The sequence below is a fragment of the Phenylobacterium conjunctum genome, from assembly GCF_042679085.1.
GTDB lineage: Bacteria > Pseudomonadota > Alphaproteobacteria > Caulobacterales > Caulobacteraceae > Phenylobacterium > Phenylobacterium conjunctum.
This window is the reverse complement of record NZ_JBHTLQ010000015.1, coordinates 49882-64696: the sequence shown is the minus strand read 5'-3', so window position 1 is coordinate 64696 and position 14815 is coordinate 49882. Positions and strand designations below refer to the sequence as shown.

At 66.1% G+C, this 14815-nt stretch carries 12 protein-coding genes; 10 read left to right on the top strand and 2 right to left on the bottom strand.

The window, feature by feature from the left end; all coding sequences use genetic code 11:
• The first annotated feature begins 4 nt into the window (after positions 1 to 4).
• From ACFQ27_RS08815 to ACFQ27_RS08805, 3 genes are all read left to right on the top strand, one after another.
• On the top strand, positions 5 to 1732 hold the full coding sequence (locus tag ACFQ27_RS08815) for a type I secretion system permease/ATPase (protein ID WP_377353314.1): 1728 nt from the start codon (positions 5 to 7) through the stop codon (positions 1730 to 1732).
• Entirely contained in the window at positions 1729 to 3096 is a 1368-nt protein-coding gene (locus tag ACFQ27_RS08810; RefSeq protein WP_377353313.1) for an HlyD family type I secretion periplasmic adaptor subunit, read from the top strand. The genes ACFQ27_RS08815 and ACFQ27_RS08810 overlap by 4 nt, the downstream gene beginning before the upstream one ends.
• A gap of 213 nt (positions 3097 to 3309) precedes the next feature.
• Positions 3310 to 5196 (top strand): beta strand repeat-containing protein, encoded by a 1887-nt coding sequence (locus tag ACFQ27_RS08805; RefSeq protein ID WP_377353312.1) that lies wholly within the window; start codon positions 3310 to 3312, stop codon positions 5194 to 5196.
• Positions 5197 to 5712: 516 nt separating this feature from the next.
• Here the strand turns inward: ACFQ27_RS08805 and ACFQ27_RS08800 are convergent.
• Positions 5713 to 6447, bottom strand: a complete 735-nt coding sequence (locus tag ACFQ27_RS08800) for a sulfotransferase domain-containing protein (RefSeq protein ID WP_377353311.1) — start codon at positions 6445 to 6447, stop codon at positions 5713 to 5715.
• Between the two features lie 129 nt (positions 6448 to 6576).
• Between ACFQ27_RS08800 and ACFQ27_RS08795 the strand changes: the two genes are divergently transcribed.
• The 7 genes from ACFQ27_RS08795 to ACFQ27_RS08765 all read left to right on the top strand — a co-directional run bounded on the left by ACFQ27_RS08795 (position 6577) and on the right by ACFQ27_RS08765 (position 12479).
• Positions 6577 to 7344: a cephalosporin hydroxylase family protein gene (locus ACFQ27_RS08795; protein ID WP_377353310.1), complete on the top strand. Its 768-nt coding sequence runs from the start codon at positions 6577 to 6579 to the stop codon at positions 7342 to 7344.
• A gap of 128 nt (positions 7345 to 7472) precedes the next feature.
• A complete protein-coding gene (gene rfbF / locus ACFQ27_RS08790) occupies positions 7473 to 8246 on the top strand; it encodes a glucose-1-phosphate cytidylyltransferase (protein ID WP_377353309.1) in 774 nt (257 codons plus the stop codon).
• The gene (gene rfbG, locus ACFQ27_RS08785) at positions 8243 to 9304 is read left to right on the top strand and encodes a CDP-glucose 4,6-dehydratase (RefSeq protein WP_377353307.1); all 1062 of its coding nucleotides are present in this window, start codon (positions 8243 to 8245) and stop codon (positions 9302 to 9304) included. Before rfbF ends, rfbG begins: the two co-directional genes overlap by 4 nt.
• Positions 9301 to 10539, top strand: a complete 1239-nt coding sequence (locus tag ACFQ27_RS08780) for a methyltransferase domain-containing protein (protein WP_377353305.1) — start codon at positions 9301 to 9303, stop codon at positions 10537 to 10539. The genes rfbG and ACFQ27_RS08780 overlap by 4 nt, the downstream gene beginning before the upstream one ends.
• Positions 10539 to 11075, top strand: coding sequence for a dTDP-4-dehydrorhamnose 3,5-epimerase family protein (locus ACFQ27_RS08775; protein ID WP_377353304.1), 537 nt, complete (start codon positions 10539 to 10541; stop codon positions 11073 to 11075). Before ACFQ27_RS08780 ends, ACFQ27_RS08775 begins: the two co-directional genes overlap by 1 nt.
• A gap of 85 nt (positions 11076 to 11160) precedes the next feature.
• Positions 11161 to 11652, top strand: a complete 492-nt coding sequence (locus ACFQ27_RS08770; protein WP_377353303.1) for an acyltransferase — start codon at positions 11161 to 11163, stop codon at positions 11650 to 11652.
• On the top strand, positions 11649 to 12479 hold the full coding sequence (locus ACFQ27_RS08765; protein ID WP_374342980.1) for an NAD-dependent epimerase/dehydratase family protein: 831 nt from the start codon (positions 11649 to 11651) through the stop codon (positions 12477 to 12479). The genes ACFQ27_RS08770 and ACFQ27_RS08765 overlap by 4 nt, the downstream gene beginning before the upstream one ends.
• Here the strand turns inward: ACFQ27_RS08765 and ACFQ27_RS08760 are convergent.
• Positions 12476 to 14761, bottom strand: a complete 2286-nt coding sequence (locus ACFQ27_RS08760) for an O-linked N-acetylglucosamine transferase, SPINDLY family protein (protein ID WP_374342978.1) — start codon at positions 14759 to 14761, stop codon at positions 12476 to 12478. The genes ACFQ27_RS08765 and ACFQ27_RS08760 overlap by 4 nt on opposite strands.
• Positions 14762 to 14815 lie beyond the last annotated feature (54 nt).

Below are 14815 nucleotides of genomic sequence, written 5' to 3'. Positions count from 1 at the left end.
GCTGATGAAACTTCTCAATCCGATGGCCAACCAGCCCGACAATCCGCTCACGCGGGCGATAAAGCTCGGCTACACGCCGCTGGCCGCGGCCTTCGGGTTCAGTCTCGTTTCCAACCTGCTGTATTTGGCCCTGCCGATCTACACCTACCAGATCTACGGCCGGGTGATGTCGAGCTCGAGCATTCCGACCCTGTTGGTGATCAGCACGGGCGTGATTTTCTGTTTCATCCTGTCGGGCGTCATCGACCACTACCGGGCCAAGGTGCTGGTGGCCTGGGGCGCGCAACTGGACGCCCAGGTGTCCAAGGACGTGTTCTCGACCCTGTTCGAAGGCGTGGTGCGCGGCCATCCCGCCCTGCGCTCTCAGGCCCTGCGCGACCTGGACACCTTCCGGCAGATGCTGACGGGCGCCCCGTTCGGGGCCTTCTTCGACCTGCCCTGGATGCCGGTCTTCATGCTGATCCTGTTCGTCATCGACCCGCTGGTTGGGGTGGTGTCACTGGTCGGCGCGGCCATCCTGCTGTTCGTCACCCTGCTGCAGGACGCGGTGACGCGGCCCCTGTTGGGTGAAGCGAACGAGGCCGCTCTGAAGAGCTATGGCTTCACCGACGCGGCCCTGCGGAACGGCGAGGCGGTGCGGGCCATGGGCATGGTCCCGGCGCTCGCGGCGCGCTGGAGCGTTTCTCGCCAGGTCACGATGGACAAAAGCTCGATCGCGAGCGAAATCGCCAGCGTCCTGTCCAATGTCAGCAAGTTTGCGCGCCAGGGCGTGCAGGTGCTGATCATCGCCATCGGCGCCTACCTGGTGATCAAGGGCAAGATCCATTCGGGCTTGCTGTTCGCCAACATGATCCTGGCCGCGCGCGCGCTGCAGCCCATCGAGCGCCTGGTGGGCTCCTGGGACGGCCTGACCACGGGATGGCGGGCCTATGACCGGCTGATGAAGCTGTTCGAGATCTACAAGCCCGAGACCCAGACGACTCAACTGCCCAAGGCGAAGGGCCAGCTCTCCGTCGAGTCGGTGAGCTATGTCGCGCCCGGCGGCGGGCGTCTGATCCTTCAGGGCGTCAACTTCTCTCTGCAGGCCGGGGAGATGCTGGGCGTCATCGGCCCGTCGGGGGCGGGCAAGTCCACGCTGTCGCGGCTGCTGATGGGAATCAATGCGCCAAGCCAGGGCGTCATTCGCCTGGACGGCGCCGACATATATTCCTGGAACCGCGCCGAATTCGGCCAGAACGTTGGATATCTGCCGCAGGACACAGAACTGTTCTCCGGCACGATCCGGGACAACATCGCCCGCTTCCGGCCCGATATTTCTGACAGCGAAGTTATTCTTGCGGCGCGCATTGCGGGGGTCCACGAACTGATCCTGCGCTTGCCGGCCGGCTATGACACTGAGCTCGGCGAGGCCGCGCAGGCGCTCTCCGCCGGGCAGAAGCAGCGGGTGGGCTTTGCGCGGGCGATCGTCGGCGATCCCAAGTTCATCGTGCTGGACGAGCCTAATGCGAGTTTGGACGCCGAAGGGGAGGAGGCGCTTCTCGCGGGCCTGGACGTGATGAAGGCGCATGGCTGCACGATCGTCGTCGTATCCCACAAGCCGGGCATTTTCCGCGCCGCCGACAAGATGCTGGTGCTGCGGGACGGGCGCGTGGACATGTTCGGCCCCCGTGACGCGGTGTGGGCTCGGGTGACCCAAGCCCAGCCGGTTCGCGCTGTGGAGGGATCCCGGTGAAACTCGATCTCGATACGTTGAAGTCCCGGGTTCCGGCGATCAGCAGACTGTCGGACAAGGTTCTGGATCCCAACCTCGACCAGCGCGTCCGCAAGGCCATCGGCGCCGGCTCCCTGGTGGTTGGCGTCTTTGTCATCGGCATGATCGGCTGGGCCGCCGTGTCGCCGATTACGAGCGCAGTGGCGGCTCCTGGCGTGGTGCGGGTCGAGGCCAGCCGCAAGGTTGTCAGGCACCGCGAAGGCGGCACTGTGAAGGCGATCCAGGTCGCCGAGGGACAGCATGTTGTCGCGGGCCAGCCCTTGATGGTGCTGAATGACGTTCAGGCGCGGGCCGCTGTCGACATCCTGCAGAACCAGTACGACGCCTTCACGGCCCAGCTGGCCAGGCTTCAGGCCGAGGCGACAGATCGCCGGTCCGTGGCGTTTCCCGCCAGTCTGATGACCCGCATTTCCGATCCCAGGGTCGCCATGGCGATCCGGGATCAGGAGTTCCTGTTCTCCTCGCGTCTTCAGACCTTCGAGAGCCAGACCGAGGTGCTGCGGCAGCGGATGGTGCAGATCGACAGCCAGATCAGCGGCGTTCAAGCCCAGTTGGACGCCGTCGACGAGACCATCGCGCTCACGCGTGAGGAGCTGGCTGGCTATCAGACGCTCTATGAGAAGGGCTATGCGCCCAAGACCCTCATCTTGCGCTACCAGCGGACGCTGTCGGACTCAGCGGGACGCCGAGGGGCGCTCCTGTCGGAGATCAACCGCCTGCGTGAGCTGAAGGGCGAGACCCGCTCGCAGCTGATGACCATTCGCGACGAGCGGATCTCACAGGCCGCCGAGGGCATGCGGCAGATGCAGACCGGCCTGGCCGATGTGGGGCCGAGGCTCGCCGCCGCCCAACAGACGCTCGACGGTACGATCATCCGGGCGCCGGACAGTGGGTACGTCCTCGACCTCACCCAACATACGGTGGGCGGCGTCATCGGCGCCGGCGAGCTGCTCCTGACGGTCGTGCCGGACAAGTCCCCCCTGGTGATCACCGCCCGGATCAAGCCGGACGACATCGACAGCGTCCATCCCGGGATGACCGCCAAGGTGCGCCTAACGGCCTTCGACTATCGCAAGGTCTCGCCGCTTGATGCGGAGGTCACCAATGTGTCCGCGGATCAGCTCACCGACGACAAGTCCGGCTTTGGCTACTTCAAGGTTGATCTGAAGATCTCGCCCAAGGAGTTGGCGAAGCTTCCGGCCGGCGCGAAGCTGACACCGGGTATGCCCGCCATGACCATGATCACCACCGGCTCCCGGACCGTGCTGTCCTACGTCATCAGTCCGTTCACCGACACAATCGGTTCGGCTTTGAAGGAACAGTGACAAAGAGCTGTCGGGCAATCCGGTGGGAAGGCGTTCAGCAGTTGTTTTTGCTGTTGCGCATTTTCCGCGGTTCCGATACCTCTTCCTCGGGCTCATTTAACCTCTGCCATTGCTCCGCTGTGCGTAGAGGTATGGACCGCTGGGACCGCTCCATTCGCGTGAATGGTGGCCAGGCGTTTCGGGGGTCCGTGTGACACATGACTGGAGAGAAGCATGGCTAACTATTTTTTCGAGACGATCACTCCGACGCAGGCGTTGAGCTTCAACATTGCGACTGATACGCTCGTCTTCACCACGGCGGGGTCTAAGGCCACCGACGTGTCTGTCGCGTTCGTCGCGGCTTCGGGTTCGGACCCGGCGGTTACGACCCTGACCTACAACGGTCGTACCGTCGCCTTCAACAACACCATCCAAGGCACCGCCGCGGTCAACGTCGCGAACATCGTGTTCGCCGACGTGAACTCGCAGCTGGTCATCGGTTCTGCCGGTGCTGACACCGGCGCTGCCGCCTCGAGCACTGCCGACGCCTACTTCGGCAACGCTGGTAACGACACCTTCGACGGTGCCGGCGGCGCTGATGTCCTCCAGGGCAACGGCGGCGACGATCAACTGTCGGGCGGCACGGGCAACGACTCCATTTACGGTGGTCAAGGCAACGACTCGCTGACTGCGGGCGGCGGTTCCGACTGGGTGAACGGCAACCTCGGCAACGATACCATTGTCGGCTCCGACACCTCGGCCACCACCACGGGCGCCGACACCCTGATCGGTGGTCAAGGCAACGACCAGATCGACGGCTCGGGCGGCAATGACAACCTGAACGGCAACCTCGGGGACGACAGCATCACCGCTGGCACCGGCACCGACACGATCGCCGGTGAAGCTGGCAACGACTCGGTCGATCTGAGCGGCGGCGGCGCCAAGACCGTTGACCTCGGCGATGGCAACGACACCATCACCGCCGGCGGCAGCTCGGCCGACTCCATCTTCGGTGGCGCCGGCGCCGACAGCCTGCTGGGCGCCGGCGGCGCCGACACCCTGCAAGGCAATGCGGGCGCTGACACCATCGACGGTGGCACGGGTTCCGACAGCCTGTACGGCGGTCAAGATGGTGACAACATCACCGTCGGCACCGGCTCGAACTGGGCCAACGGCAACCTCGGCGACGACAGCCTCACCGGCGGCGCTGGCGCCAGCGAGTCCGACACCATCCTCGGCGGCCAAGGCAACGACACCATCGTTGGCACCGGCGCCGCTGGTAACGGCTTCCTGAACGGCAACCTCGGCGATGACCAGATCACCGGTAGCGCCCAAGGCGACTCGATCTACGGCGAAGACGGCAACGACAACCTGAATGGTGGCGGCGGCGCCGACATCATCGACGGTGGGGCCGGTACTGACACCCTCGCGAGCGGCGGTGGTGCTGCTACCCTCGTTGGCGGCGACGGCAACGACCAACTCACCGGTGGCGCTGGCTCGGCTAGCCTTTCTGGTGGCGCCGGCAATGACGCGGTCACCGGCGGTGCGGGTGGTGAAACCATCAGCGGCGGCGACGGCAACGACGCCATCACTTCCGGCGGCGGCGCGGATGTCATCAACGGTGACGCGGGTAACGACGCCATCACCGGCGGTGCCGGTGCCTCGAAGCTGAACGGCGGCGACGGCAACGACAACATCACCGGCGGCGCCGGTGCTGAGACCATCACTGGTGGTGACGGTACCGACACTATTGCTGCCGGCACTGGTGTCGATGTCGTGACCGGTGGCGCAGGTGCCGACCGCTTCACCTTCGCGGCGGGCGACTCTTCGTCTGTGGCTGGCAGCAATGACGAAATCACCGATTTCGTCTCTGGAACGGACACTGTGTCGTTCGGCTTCGCTGGTACCGCTTCGAACTTCGCCTCGATCAGCCAGGGCACTTATGCTCAGGCTCTGGCCGACGCGACGCAGCTGATCACCAATGGTAACCGTGACATCGTTGCGGTGAAGGTTGGCGCAGATACCTTCGTGTTCGCCGACGTCGGCGCCACCAACACGGTCAACGCTGCGGTGAAGCTCACCGGCGTGGCTGCCGTCGCCTCTACGGACTTCGTCGCCTAACCACGGCAAGTCTGACCTAGACGTGTGGGGCCGCTCGCAAGAGCGGCCCCATTTCGTTTGAACCTATCCGCTCCGTCCCGGCTCGCGCGCTTGGATCTGATTGCGAGCCAGAGCCTTATCGCGGCGCCACAACTGACCTGCCGGGAAGCCGGGATCGCAGGCCCCCGTGCCTCTCTCCGGCCTCTCGCCCTCCTGGACGCAGTCCCATAGCCCCGTGCAAGACCTCCTCGCCGCCCGCCGGCCGGCGCAGCCGCCCTAGCAGCCTGAGGACCTCCCCCATCGCCCACATCTCGCTCGAAATGGCTGGACTAAGACGCGCCGCCCCCGGCTGTCGCCACCTCAACGCCAATCCTGGCGGAGCTCCAAAAACACAAAGGCCGGACGCGGATTCTGCAAATCCAACGCCCGGCCAAAGCGACACAGCCATGGAGAGCTAGGCTGACAGTCAACCTTAAACCAGAGTTCCTTCTGACGAAAGCGAATCTCGCGCCTCAGGCGAGATTTCGACTCGCCCGATCATCCCGTCTGAGCTAGCAGCGCCGCGAGTCGCGCTTGGTCGCCGGCATACACGCCAGACAGATAGGCGCGATCCTCCTCAGGCATCTCACCGACAGCGCGCCCAACATGCACGCGGCGCTTTTGCCGAGGCCTCGGAGCCGAGGCTCCGACGAAGGCGTTGAAGCACCCCAGGGTTTCCTGCGGGTGTGTCTCCAGGGCGTCGTTCTCCAATACAAGCACCTGTGAGCGCGGAAAAAGCCCGAAGATTCTGGCCAACTGCTCCGCGTAGAACCCGCGCTCGACATAGGAATGAACCCGGTGGCTCCCCCAGGGATCGGTCTCGAAAAGCCGCTGGCGCCCGCGACGGATCGCCGAGCTGAACGACTGATCCTCGGCCCCGCGCGCCGTCTCCATGCGCCAATGGGACCAGGCCCGTTCAACCGGATCCCGAAGCAGGCAGATGACGCGGATATCGGGATTATAGTCCCGGATTCGCTCCATCGCCTGCGGCCAGTACATGTAGATCGGCGTCACCTCGCCGCAAATCCTTCCGCTCTGGAGCTCGAACCTGCGATGGTAGTCGCTGTAGTCGCCTGACGCCCAATCCCGGGCCTCGTCATCGAAGAAGTGAACCTCCTTCTCGGGCGGCAGGAAGATGTTCGGATCCTCGCACAGATAGTCGAACAGCGCCGTGGTGCCCGCCTTCTGGGCGCCCACCACAACGAAATCGATCCGCTCGCGGCCGATCCCCATCAAATGCTCCTCGTCCGTAGGCCTCGCCGGGCGGCTTCACACTTCAACCCGAACGCAAAGGCTTTATAAGTCGGCTTCACCGCTGGCGCATATGCAGCCTTTGAGCCCAACTCCTCCAGGGACGATCCATTGATCACGATCATCGACGACGAGACCGGCGAAGTCACCGTCAAGTCAGGCGGGACCGAAACCCGCTACAGCCTGGCCACAAGCGAAGGCTTCGCGGCCGCGTCCCGGGCTTGGCTGCGCGCCACCTGGGACGCGAAGTATGTCTACGCCTTCAGCTGGATGGGTCGCCCGATCATCCAGCTCCCGGAAGACATGGTGCGCCTGCAGGAGGTGATCTGGGATCTGAAGCCTGACGTCCTGGTCGAGACCGGTGTCGCCCATGGCGGCTCCCTGATCTTCTACGCCTCCCTGTTCGAGGCCATGGGCAATGGCCGCGTGATCGGCGTCGATATCGAGATCCGACCCCACAACCGCGCGGCCATCGAGGCCCACCCGATGAAGAAGCGCATCGAACTGATTGAGGGCTCGTCCACCGCCCCCGAGGTGCTGGACAGCGTCAAGGCGTTGATCAAGCCAGGCGAGAAAGTGCTGGTGGTTCTGGACTCAAACCACACCAAGCAGCACGTCCTGGACGAACTGCGAGCCTATGGCGAACTCATCGAGGTCGGCTCCTATGTCGTGGCCACCGACGGTGTCATGGCCCTGGTCAAGGGCGGGCCGCGCACCGCCGAGGACTGGGACTGGAACAACCCGCAGGCCGCCGTCCACGCCTTTGTGGCCGAGGATCCCCGCTTCATCGTCGAGGAGCCCAAGTGGCCCTTCAATGAGGGCGCGGTGACCGAGCGCGTCACCTACTGGCCGGACGCCTTCGTCAAGCGCATCGCCTAGAGCTGTCTCCCGACGAATGAGCGCATTCGCCGGGAGGCGCAGCTCTGATCTAAACGTGTAGAGCGTGATGGCCGCTGAGGCCGACCTTCCCCCTCGGTTGTCACGCCCTAACGCCTGGAGCACTTTCCATGAAGACGGTCATTCTCGCAGGCGGCCTCGGCACCCGGATTTCGGAAGAAAGCCACCTGCGGCCCAAGCCCATGATCGAGATCGGCGGCCGGCCGATCCTGTGGCACATCATGAAGCTGTTCTCGCACTACGGCTTCAACGACTTCGTCGTCTGCCTGGGCTACAAGGGCTATGTGGTGAAGGAGTACTTCGCCAACTATGTCCTGCATAACGCCGACCTGACCGTCGACCTGGCCGCCGGCAGCCTCAGCTATCACTCCACCAACCACGAGCCCTGGAAGGTCACCCTTGTGGATACCGGGGCTGAGTCCATGACCGGTGGTCGGCTGCGGCGGGTCGCAAACTACCTCACCCCAGGCGAGCCCTTCTTCATGACCTATGGCGACGGCGTCGCCGATGTGGACCTCAAGGCGCTGGCGGACTTCCACGTGGCCCACGGTCGGCAGGCGACGGTCACGGCGGTCGCCCCGCCCGGGCGCTATGGCGCCCTCGAGATCGTCGAAGGCGCGGTTCAGCGGTTCATTGAAAAGCCCCCGGGCGACAATGGCCTGATCAATGGCGGCTTCTTCGTGCTGCAGCCCGAGGTGATCAGCCGCATCGCCGGCGACGATATCCCCTTCGAGGCTGAGCCCCTGGAGTCCCTGGCCCGCGACGGCCAGCTGATGGCCCGCCACCACGATGGCTTCTGGGCCGCCATGGACACCCTGCGCGACAAGAACCAGCTGGAAGCTCTGTGGGCGAGCGGCCAGGCGCCTTGGCGGCTGTGGTCGTGAGGCGTCCGTCGCCGGCGTTCTGGGCCGGTAAGTCCGTGCTGCTGACCGGCCACACCGGCTTCAAGGGCGGCTGGGCGGCGCTCTGGCTCACGCGCATGGGCGCCAGGGTCACCGGTCTCGCCCTGCCCCCGGACCAGACCCCGGCCCTGTTCGACCAGGCCCAGGTGGGCGAGGGCGTCACCTCGCACCTCACTGACCTTCGGGATGAAGCCGCCGTGAAGACGGCGCTCGCGGGTCAGACCTTTGACCTCGTGCTGCACATGGCCGCCCAGCCGATCGTCCGGACGTCCATCCAGGACCCCGTCGGCACCTTCGCCGCCAATATCATGGGCACGGCGCACCTGCTGCAGACCCTGAGGTCCCAGCCCGCCCTCATGGCCGTGCTCGTGATCACCTCCGACAAGGTCTACGCCAACGCCGAGACCGGCCGGGCCTTCGTGGAGACCGACGCCCTGGGCGGCAAGGATCCCTATTCCGCCTCCAAGGCGGCCACGGAGATCGTGGTCCAGAGCTACGCCAAGAGCTTCTACGCCCAGATGGGCACGCCTCTGGCCACTGCGCGCGGCGGCAATGTGATCGGCGGCGGCGACTATTCGGCGGATCGCCTGGTGGCCGACATTGTCCGCGCCGGCCGGGTCCAAGCTCAGACCGTCCTTCGCCACCCGGAGGCGACCCGGCCCTGGCAGCACGTCCTCGACTGCGTCGCGGGATACCTGGTCTATCTGGAAGACCTCGCCACGGTGCGTGACACACCCACCGCGATGAACTTCGGTCCCAAGCCCGGCGGCCGCGAGGTCACGGTGGGCGAACTGGCCACCCAGGCCACCGCCGCCCTTGGCGCGCCGGCCTGGCGGCATGAACCGGACCCCAATTCTCTGGAGGCCAAGGCCCTGGGCATCGATGCGAGCCAGGCCCGCGCGCGCCTCGGCTTTGAGAGCCTGCTGCCGGCCCCGGAGGCCGTGACCTGGACCATGGACTGGTATCGGCGCCAGGTCGAGGGCGAGGACGCCCGAAGCCTTTGCTTCGAACAGATCGAGCGCTACGAAAGCATCCGATGAACGCTCCCGCCTGCCGCTTCTGTCGCGCCCCGCTTACGACCGATTTCGTCGATCTGGGCGACCAGCCCCTGGCCAACGCCTACCTGACCGAGGCGCAGCTGAAGGCCGGGACCGAGCGCGCCTACAGCCTTCGCACCCGCGTCTGCGGCAGCTGCTTCCTGGTCCAGGCCGACGACCCCGTCGCCGCCGAACATATCTTCGACGACGGCTACGCCTATTTCTCGTCCTACTCGCCCAGCTGGGTCGCCCACGCCAAGCGCTATGCCGAGGCCATGACCGCCCGCTTCGGTCTTGGGCCCCAGTCCCTGGTGGTCGAGGTCGCCAGCAATGACGGCTATCTGCTCCAGCACTTCAAGGCGCTCGGTGTGCCGGTGCTCGGGGTCGAGCCCACCGCCAACACCGCCGAGGCGGCGATCGAGCGGGGCGTGCCCACGCGGGTCATGTTCTTCAACGCCGCCTCGGCCCACGCCCTGGCTGGGGAGGGCGTGGCCGCCGATCTGATGGCCGGCAACAACGTCCTGGCCCACGTGCCGGACATCGGGGACTTTGTCGCCGGCTTCCCCATCGTGCTGAAGCCGGAAGGGGTGCTGACCTTCGAGTTCCCGCACCTGCTGAACCTGATCGACCTCGTCCAGTTCGACACCATCTATCACGAGCACTACTCGTACCTGTCGCTGCTGGCGGTGGAGAAGGTGCTGCGCGCCAATGGCCTGCGCCCCTTCGATGTCGAGCTCTTGCCGACCCATGGCGGCTCCCTGCGACTGTTCAGCTGCCGCATGGATGCGGCTCACGCAGAGACCCAGGCGCTGCGGGAACTGCGCGCTCGGGAGGCCGACGCTGGCCTCGCGGACCTCGCCACCTATCGCGGCTTTACTGAGCGCGTGGAGGCCGTCCGCGCCAGCTTCCTGGCCTTCCTGGCCAAGGCGCGAGCCGAGGGCAAGGTGGTCGCCGCCTATGGCGCAGCGGCTAAGGGCAACACCTTCCTGAACTATTGTGGCGTGACCACGCAGGATATCGTCGCGTCCTTCGACGCCAATCCGCACAAGCAGAACCGATACCTGCCGGGCACCCACGTGCCGATCCACGCGCCTGAGCGCATCAAGGAGATCCGGCCCGACTACGTCGTGATCATGCCCTGGAACCTCAAAGACGAGATCATGGAGCAGCTGGCCTATATCCGGGACTGGGGCGGCCGCTTTGTCATCGCCTCGCCCGAGACCCGCGTGCTCGACTGATGCGGTTCACGCCCACGGAGCTTGCCGGGGTGGCCATCGTCGACATTGAGCCGGCGGTGGACGATCGCGGGGCGTTCGCCCGTCTGCATTGTCCGGAAGAGTTCCAGGCGGCCGGATGGCCCTTTGCGCCGGTCCAGACCAGTCTGTCCCGCAATCCCAGGCCCTTCACCCTGCGGGGCATGCACTATGAGCCCCCGCCGCACGAAGAGGCCAAGCTGGTGCGAGTGACGCGCGGGCGGATCTTCGACGTCGCCTTGGATCTGCGCGCCGGCAGCCCGAGCTTTGGACGATGGGCGGGTGTCGAGCTCAGCGCTGACAACGCCCGCGCCTTCCTCATCGCCCCGGGCGTGGCGCATGGCTTCCTGACCCTGGAACCGGACACGGACGTGATCTACCAGATCGACAAGATCTTCACGCCAGGCCATGGCCAGGGCGTGCGCTGGAACGATCCGGCCTTCGGCATTCGCTGGCCCGCGTCCCCGGTGATGATCTCGGAGCGCGACGCCACCTATCCGGACTTCAAGGCCCAGGGGTGAGAGGCGGACAGGGCGTGCAGATCTAGACGCCCATCGGTCTCTGATGTTTCGAACCGGCTCGAAAGTGCTTTAGGGTGCCTGTCTGATGCTGAAGATCGACCCGACCGCGACCGTCTCGCCCCTGGCTGATATCGAACGGTCCGTGCGCGGAACCCTGATCGAGATTGGCGCCCGCACCCTGGTGGACTCCTTCGTGAAGATCAAACCGGCCGGCGGTTCGGGTGAGGTCATCATCGGCGCAGATTGCGCCCTGAACTCCGGGACCGTCATCTATACCGGCAACGGAGTGCGCATCGGCGATGCGGTGCTGATCGCCGCCAACTGCACCCTGGCGCCGACCAATCACGCGTTCGGCGACACCACCCGTCGCATCCGCGACCAAGGGTTCCAGCCCAGCCGGGGCGGGATCGTGATCGAGGATGACGTCTGGCTGGGCGCCGGGGTGGTGGTGCTGGACGGCGCCCATATCGGCAAGGGCTGCGTCATCGCCGCCGGCTCCGTCGTCCGTGGGACGCTGGAGCCCTATTCGATCTATGCCGGGGTCCCGGCCAAGCGCATCGGATCTCGCGGCGCGTGAGCCGGTTCACGGTCATTGGCGCAGGCGGCTTTATCGGGGCGCGGCTGGCGGCCCGGCTGCGGGCCGAGGGCCACGAGGTTCTCGCTCCCGACCGTCATGCGACGGACTATCTGCCCGAGGACCTGGGCCGGGTCTTCTACTGCGCCGGCCTGACCGGCGACTTCATGGTCCGGCCCTTCGACACGGTGGAGGCCCACGTCTCGCTGCTGACGCGTCTGCTGCGCGAGGGGCGGTTCGAGCGGCTGGTCTATCTGTCCTCGACCCGTGTCTATGATTCGCAAGTCGATGGCATGGGGCGTGAGGATGCGGTCCTGGCCCTGGATCCCCACCAGCCGCGCAATGTCTACGACCTCTCGAAGGCCCTGGGCGAGAACCTGTGCCTGGCCTGGTCTGGCGGGCGGGCCGCCGTCGCGCGGCTGTCAAATGTCCTGGCCCTGGATGAGGAGGCCAGCGGCTTCCTGCCCGACCTGATGCGCCGCGCCCGCCGGGAGCGCGAGATCGTCCTGGCCTCGTCCCCCGCCGGCGCGCGCGACTATGTGCTGGTCGACGACGCCCTTGAGGGGCTGATCCGGCTGGAGGCCAGGGGCGGCGCCCGGATTGTCAATGTCGCGGCCGGCCGCAACATCTCCAACCAGGATCTGGTCGACCTGTTCGCGCGCCACGGCTGGCGTCTGGTGCTCACCGGGCAGGACGCGCCGCCGGCCCCGCCCGTCTGCGACGTGACCCGTCTGCGCGGCCTGGGCGTCGAGCCGCAGGACATGCGCACCGTGCTGGAGACCCTGTTGAGCTCGGCGGGCTTCTACCAGGGACCGCCGCAGGGCGCTTAGGCCGGCTTGCCGGTCACAGCGCCCTCGATCATCGCGTAGAAGTCGCGGGCGAACTGTTCGGTCTGGCCAAGCGGGCTAGCCTTCAGCGTGGCCCTCAGGCCGGTCCGCAGCGCGGCCCGGCGTTCTGGGTCACCCGCCAGCTTGAGGGCCGCGGCCTTGTAGCCCTCAACGTCAAACGCGCAGAGGTCGCCCAGGCCAGCATTGGTCAGGATCGAATAGCTCAGGCGCTCGAACACCGCCGGACCCACCAGGCTGACCACCGGAACCCCCATGAACAGGGCCTCGCAGGTGGTGGTGCCGCCGGTCTGGGGGAAGGTGTCCAGGGAGATGTCGATCTCGTTGTAGAACGGCATGTGTTTGCCGCGGACCTCGACGAACCGCATCCGGTTGGCCGGCACGCCTTCCTCGGCGAACTGCGCGATCATGTTGGTCCGGAAGCTGGGCGACCCGCATTCCGGGCGCACGAACATGAACTTCGCCCCCGGCACAGCGGCGGTGATCTGGGCCCAGGTCCGGATCATCTCCTTGGAGTACTTGTAGGGGTTGTTGGCGGTCCCGAAGGTCAGGAAGCCGTTGCGGGATTCCGGCGTGCCTTCGGTGATCGGCCGTTCGGGGAAGGCCAGTTCGCCCATGGCGATCCAGGACTTCGGCATCAGCAGCGGCGATTCCAGGATCAGGCTCGGATCTTCCGGCGCGACATAGGGATCCAGGATGAAGTCGTCGATGGTCGTCAGGCCCGCCGAGTGGGGATAGCCCAGCCAGCTCGCCTGCCGTGGGGCGGGGCGGAAAGCCATGACGATCAACTTGTTCATATGGGTGGTGCCGCCCAACTCGATCAGCATGTCCAGCTGGTCGTCGGCGATCATCTGGGCCGCCTGCCGGTCGGTGATCTGCGGGCGCCAGCGGAAGGCCGTGACGTTGTCGGAGATCTTCTTCTGGAGCGGGTCCTCCGCCCCTTCGAACCAGGAGTAGCAGTAGATTTCGAACCGCTCTCGGTCGTAGTGCTCGAACAGGGGCAGGGCGAAATAGGCCACCGGGTGCTGGCGCAGGTCCGAGGACATGAAGCCGACCCGGATCTTGCCGTCAGGCGCGCGGGGCTTGGGCCTGTCGATCGGTTGCTTGGCGACCGCCTTGAGCACGTTGTCGCCCCACCGCTTGTGCAGGGCGACCAGCACGTGGCGATCCTCGGGGGTGCGGACGCGGCCCAACTGGGCCAGCAATCCGGTATGGCGGCCGGCGTCCACCAGCACGCCGCCCTGCTTGGACACGTCGCCCATGGCGTCGACCGTGTCGAAGTCGCCCAGCCGGTTCAGGATGTCGCCGGTGACTTTCAGGGTCCCGGCGTCCAGCTCCAGATCACCCGCGATCTTGCGGATAATCTGGTAGGCCTCTTCCATGGTCTCACCCTCGTTGCCGAGGCGGGCGCGGGACAGGCTCTCGGCCAGGCTCAGCTTGAAGGTGGTGTTGTCGGGCTCCAGGACCAGGGCCTGGCGCAGATAGTCCAGCGCCTTGGCGCGATCGGTGTCGCCCAGCAGCTGGCCCATATACTGCAGCGCCCAGGCCTGATTGGGATCCTTCTCCAACACCTCGGCCAGGAAGGCACGGGCCTCGTCCAGGCGGCGCCCGCGCCGCAGCATCACAAACAGGGCTTCCTGGGGCTTCTGGGCCTGCGGGCAGGCGACCACCGCCTCGCGCAGCAGCTCGACGGCCTCGACCTCGCCCCGTTCGTCGGCGACCAGGGCGCTCAGGTCCAGCCAGGCGTCGGGATAGTTGGGCTGCAGCTTGACCGCCAGGCGGAGGCGTTGCTCGGCCTTGGCCGGAATGTCTGAAAACCAGTAGGCCCGTCCCAGCGCCCGCTGCAGCTCGGCGTTCGACGGGGTCTTGCGGACCAGTTTGGAGAACACGTCCACGGCCTCGGGGCCGCGCTTCAGGTCGTTGAGGACATTGCCCTTGTTGGTCAGGGCCGTATCGCCCTTGGGGTCGAGCTTGATCGCCTGGTTGAGAACCTTCAGGGCTTCCTCGTGGCGGTTGAGGCGCCGCAGGCTGATGCCCAGCAGGTTCCAGAATTCGCTGTCGCGCGGGAACCGTTCGGTGGCCACCCGCCCCCAGACCTCGCCCAGGGCATAACGCCCGCGACGGGCCAGGATGCGCAGAAAGGCCCGATAGATGTCTGCGGGCGCATTGGGATCGCGCTCCAGCTCCGCCACCATGGCGGCGACGCCTTCGTCCGTACGTCCTGCCCGGAACGCCGCGTCCGCGGCCGTAAACCGATTTTCCGCCATCTGATCCCTGCAAGACTCATCCGCCGGTCGTGGCTCGGCGGGACGGCGGCAACC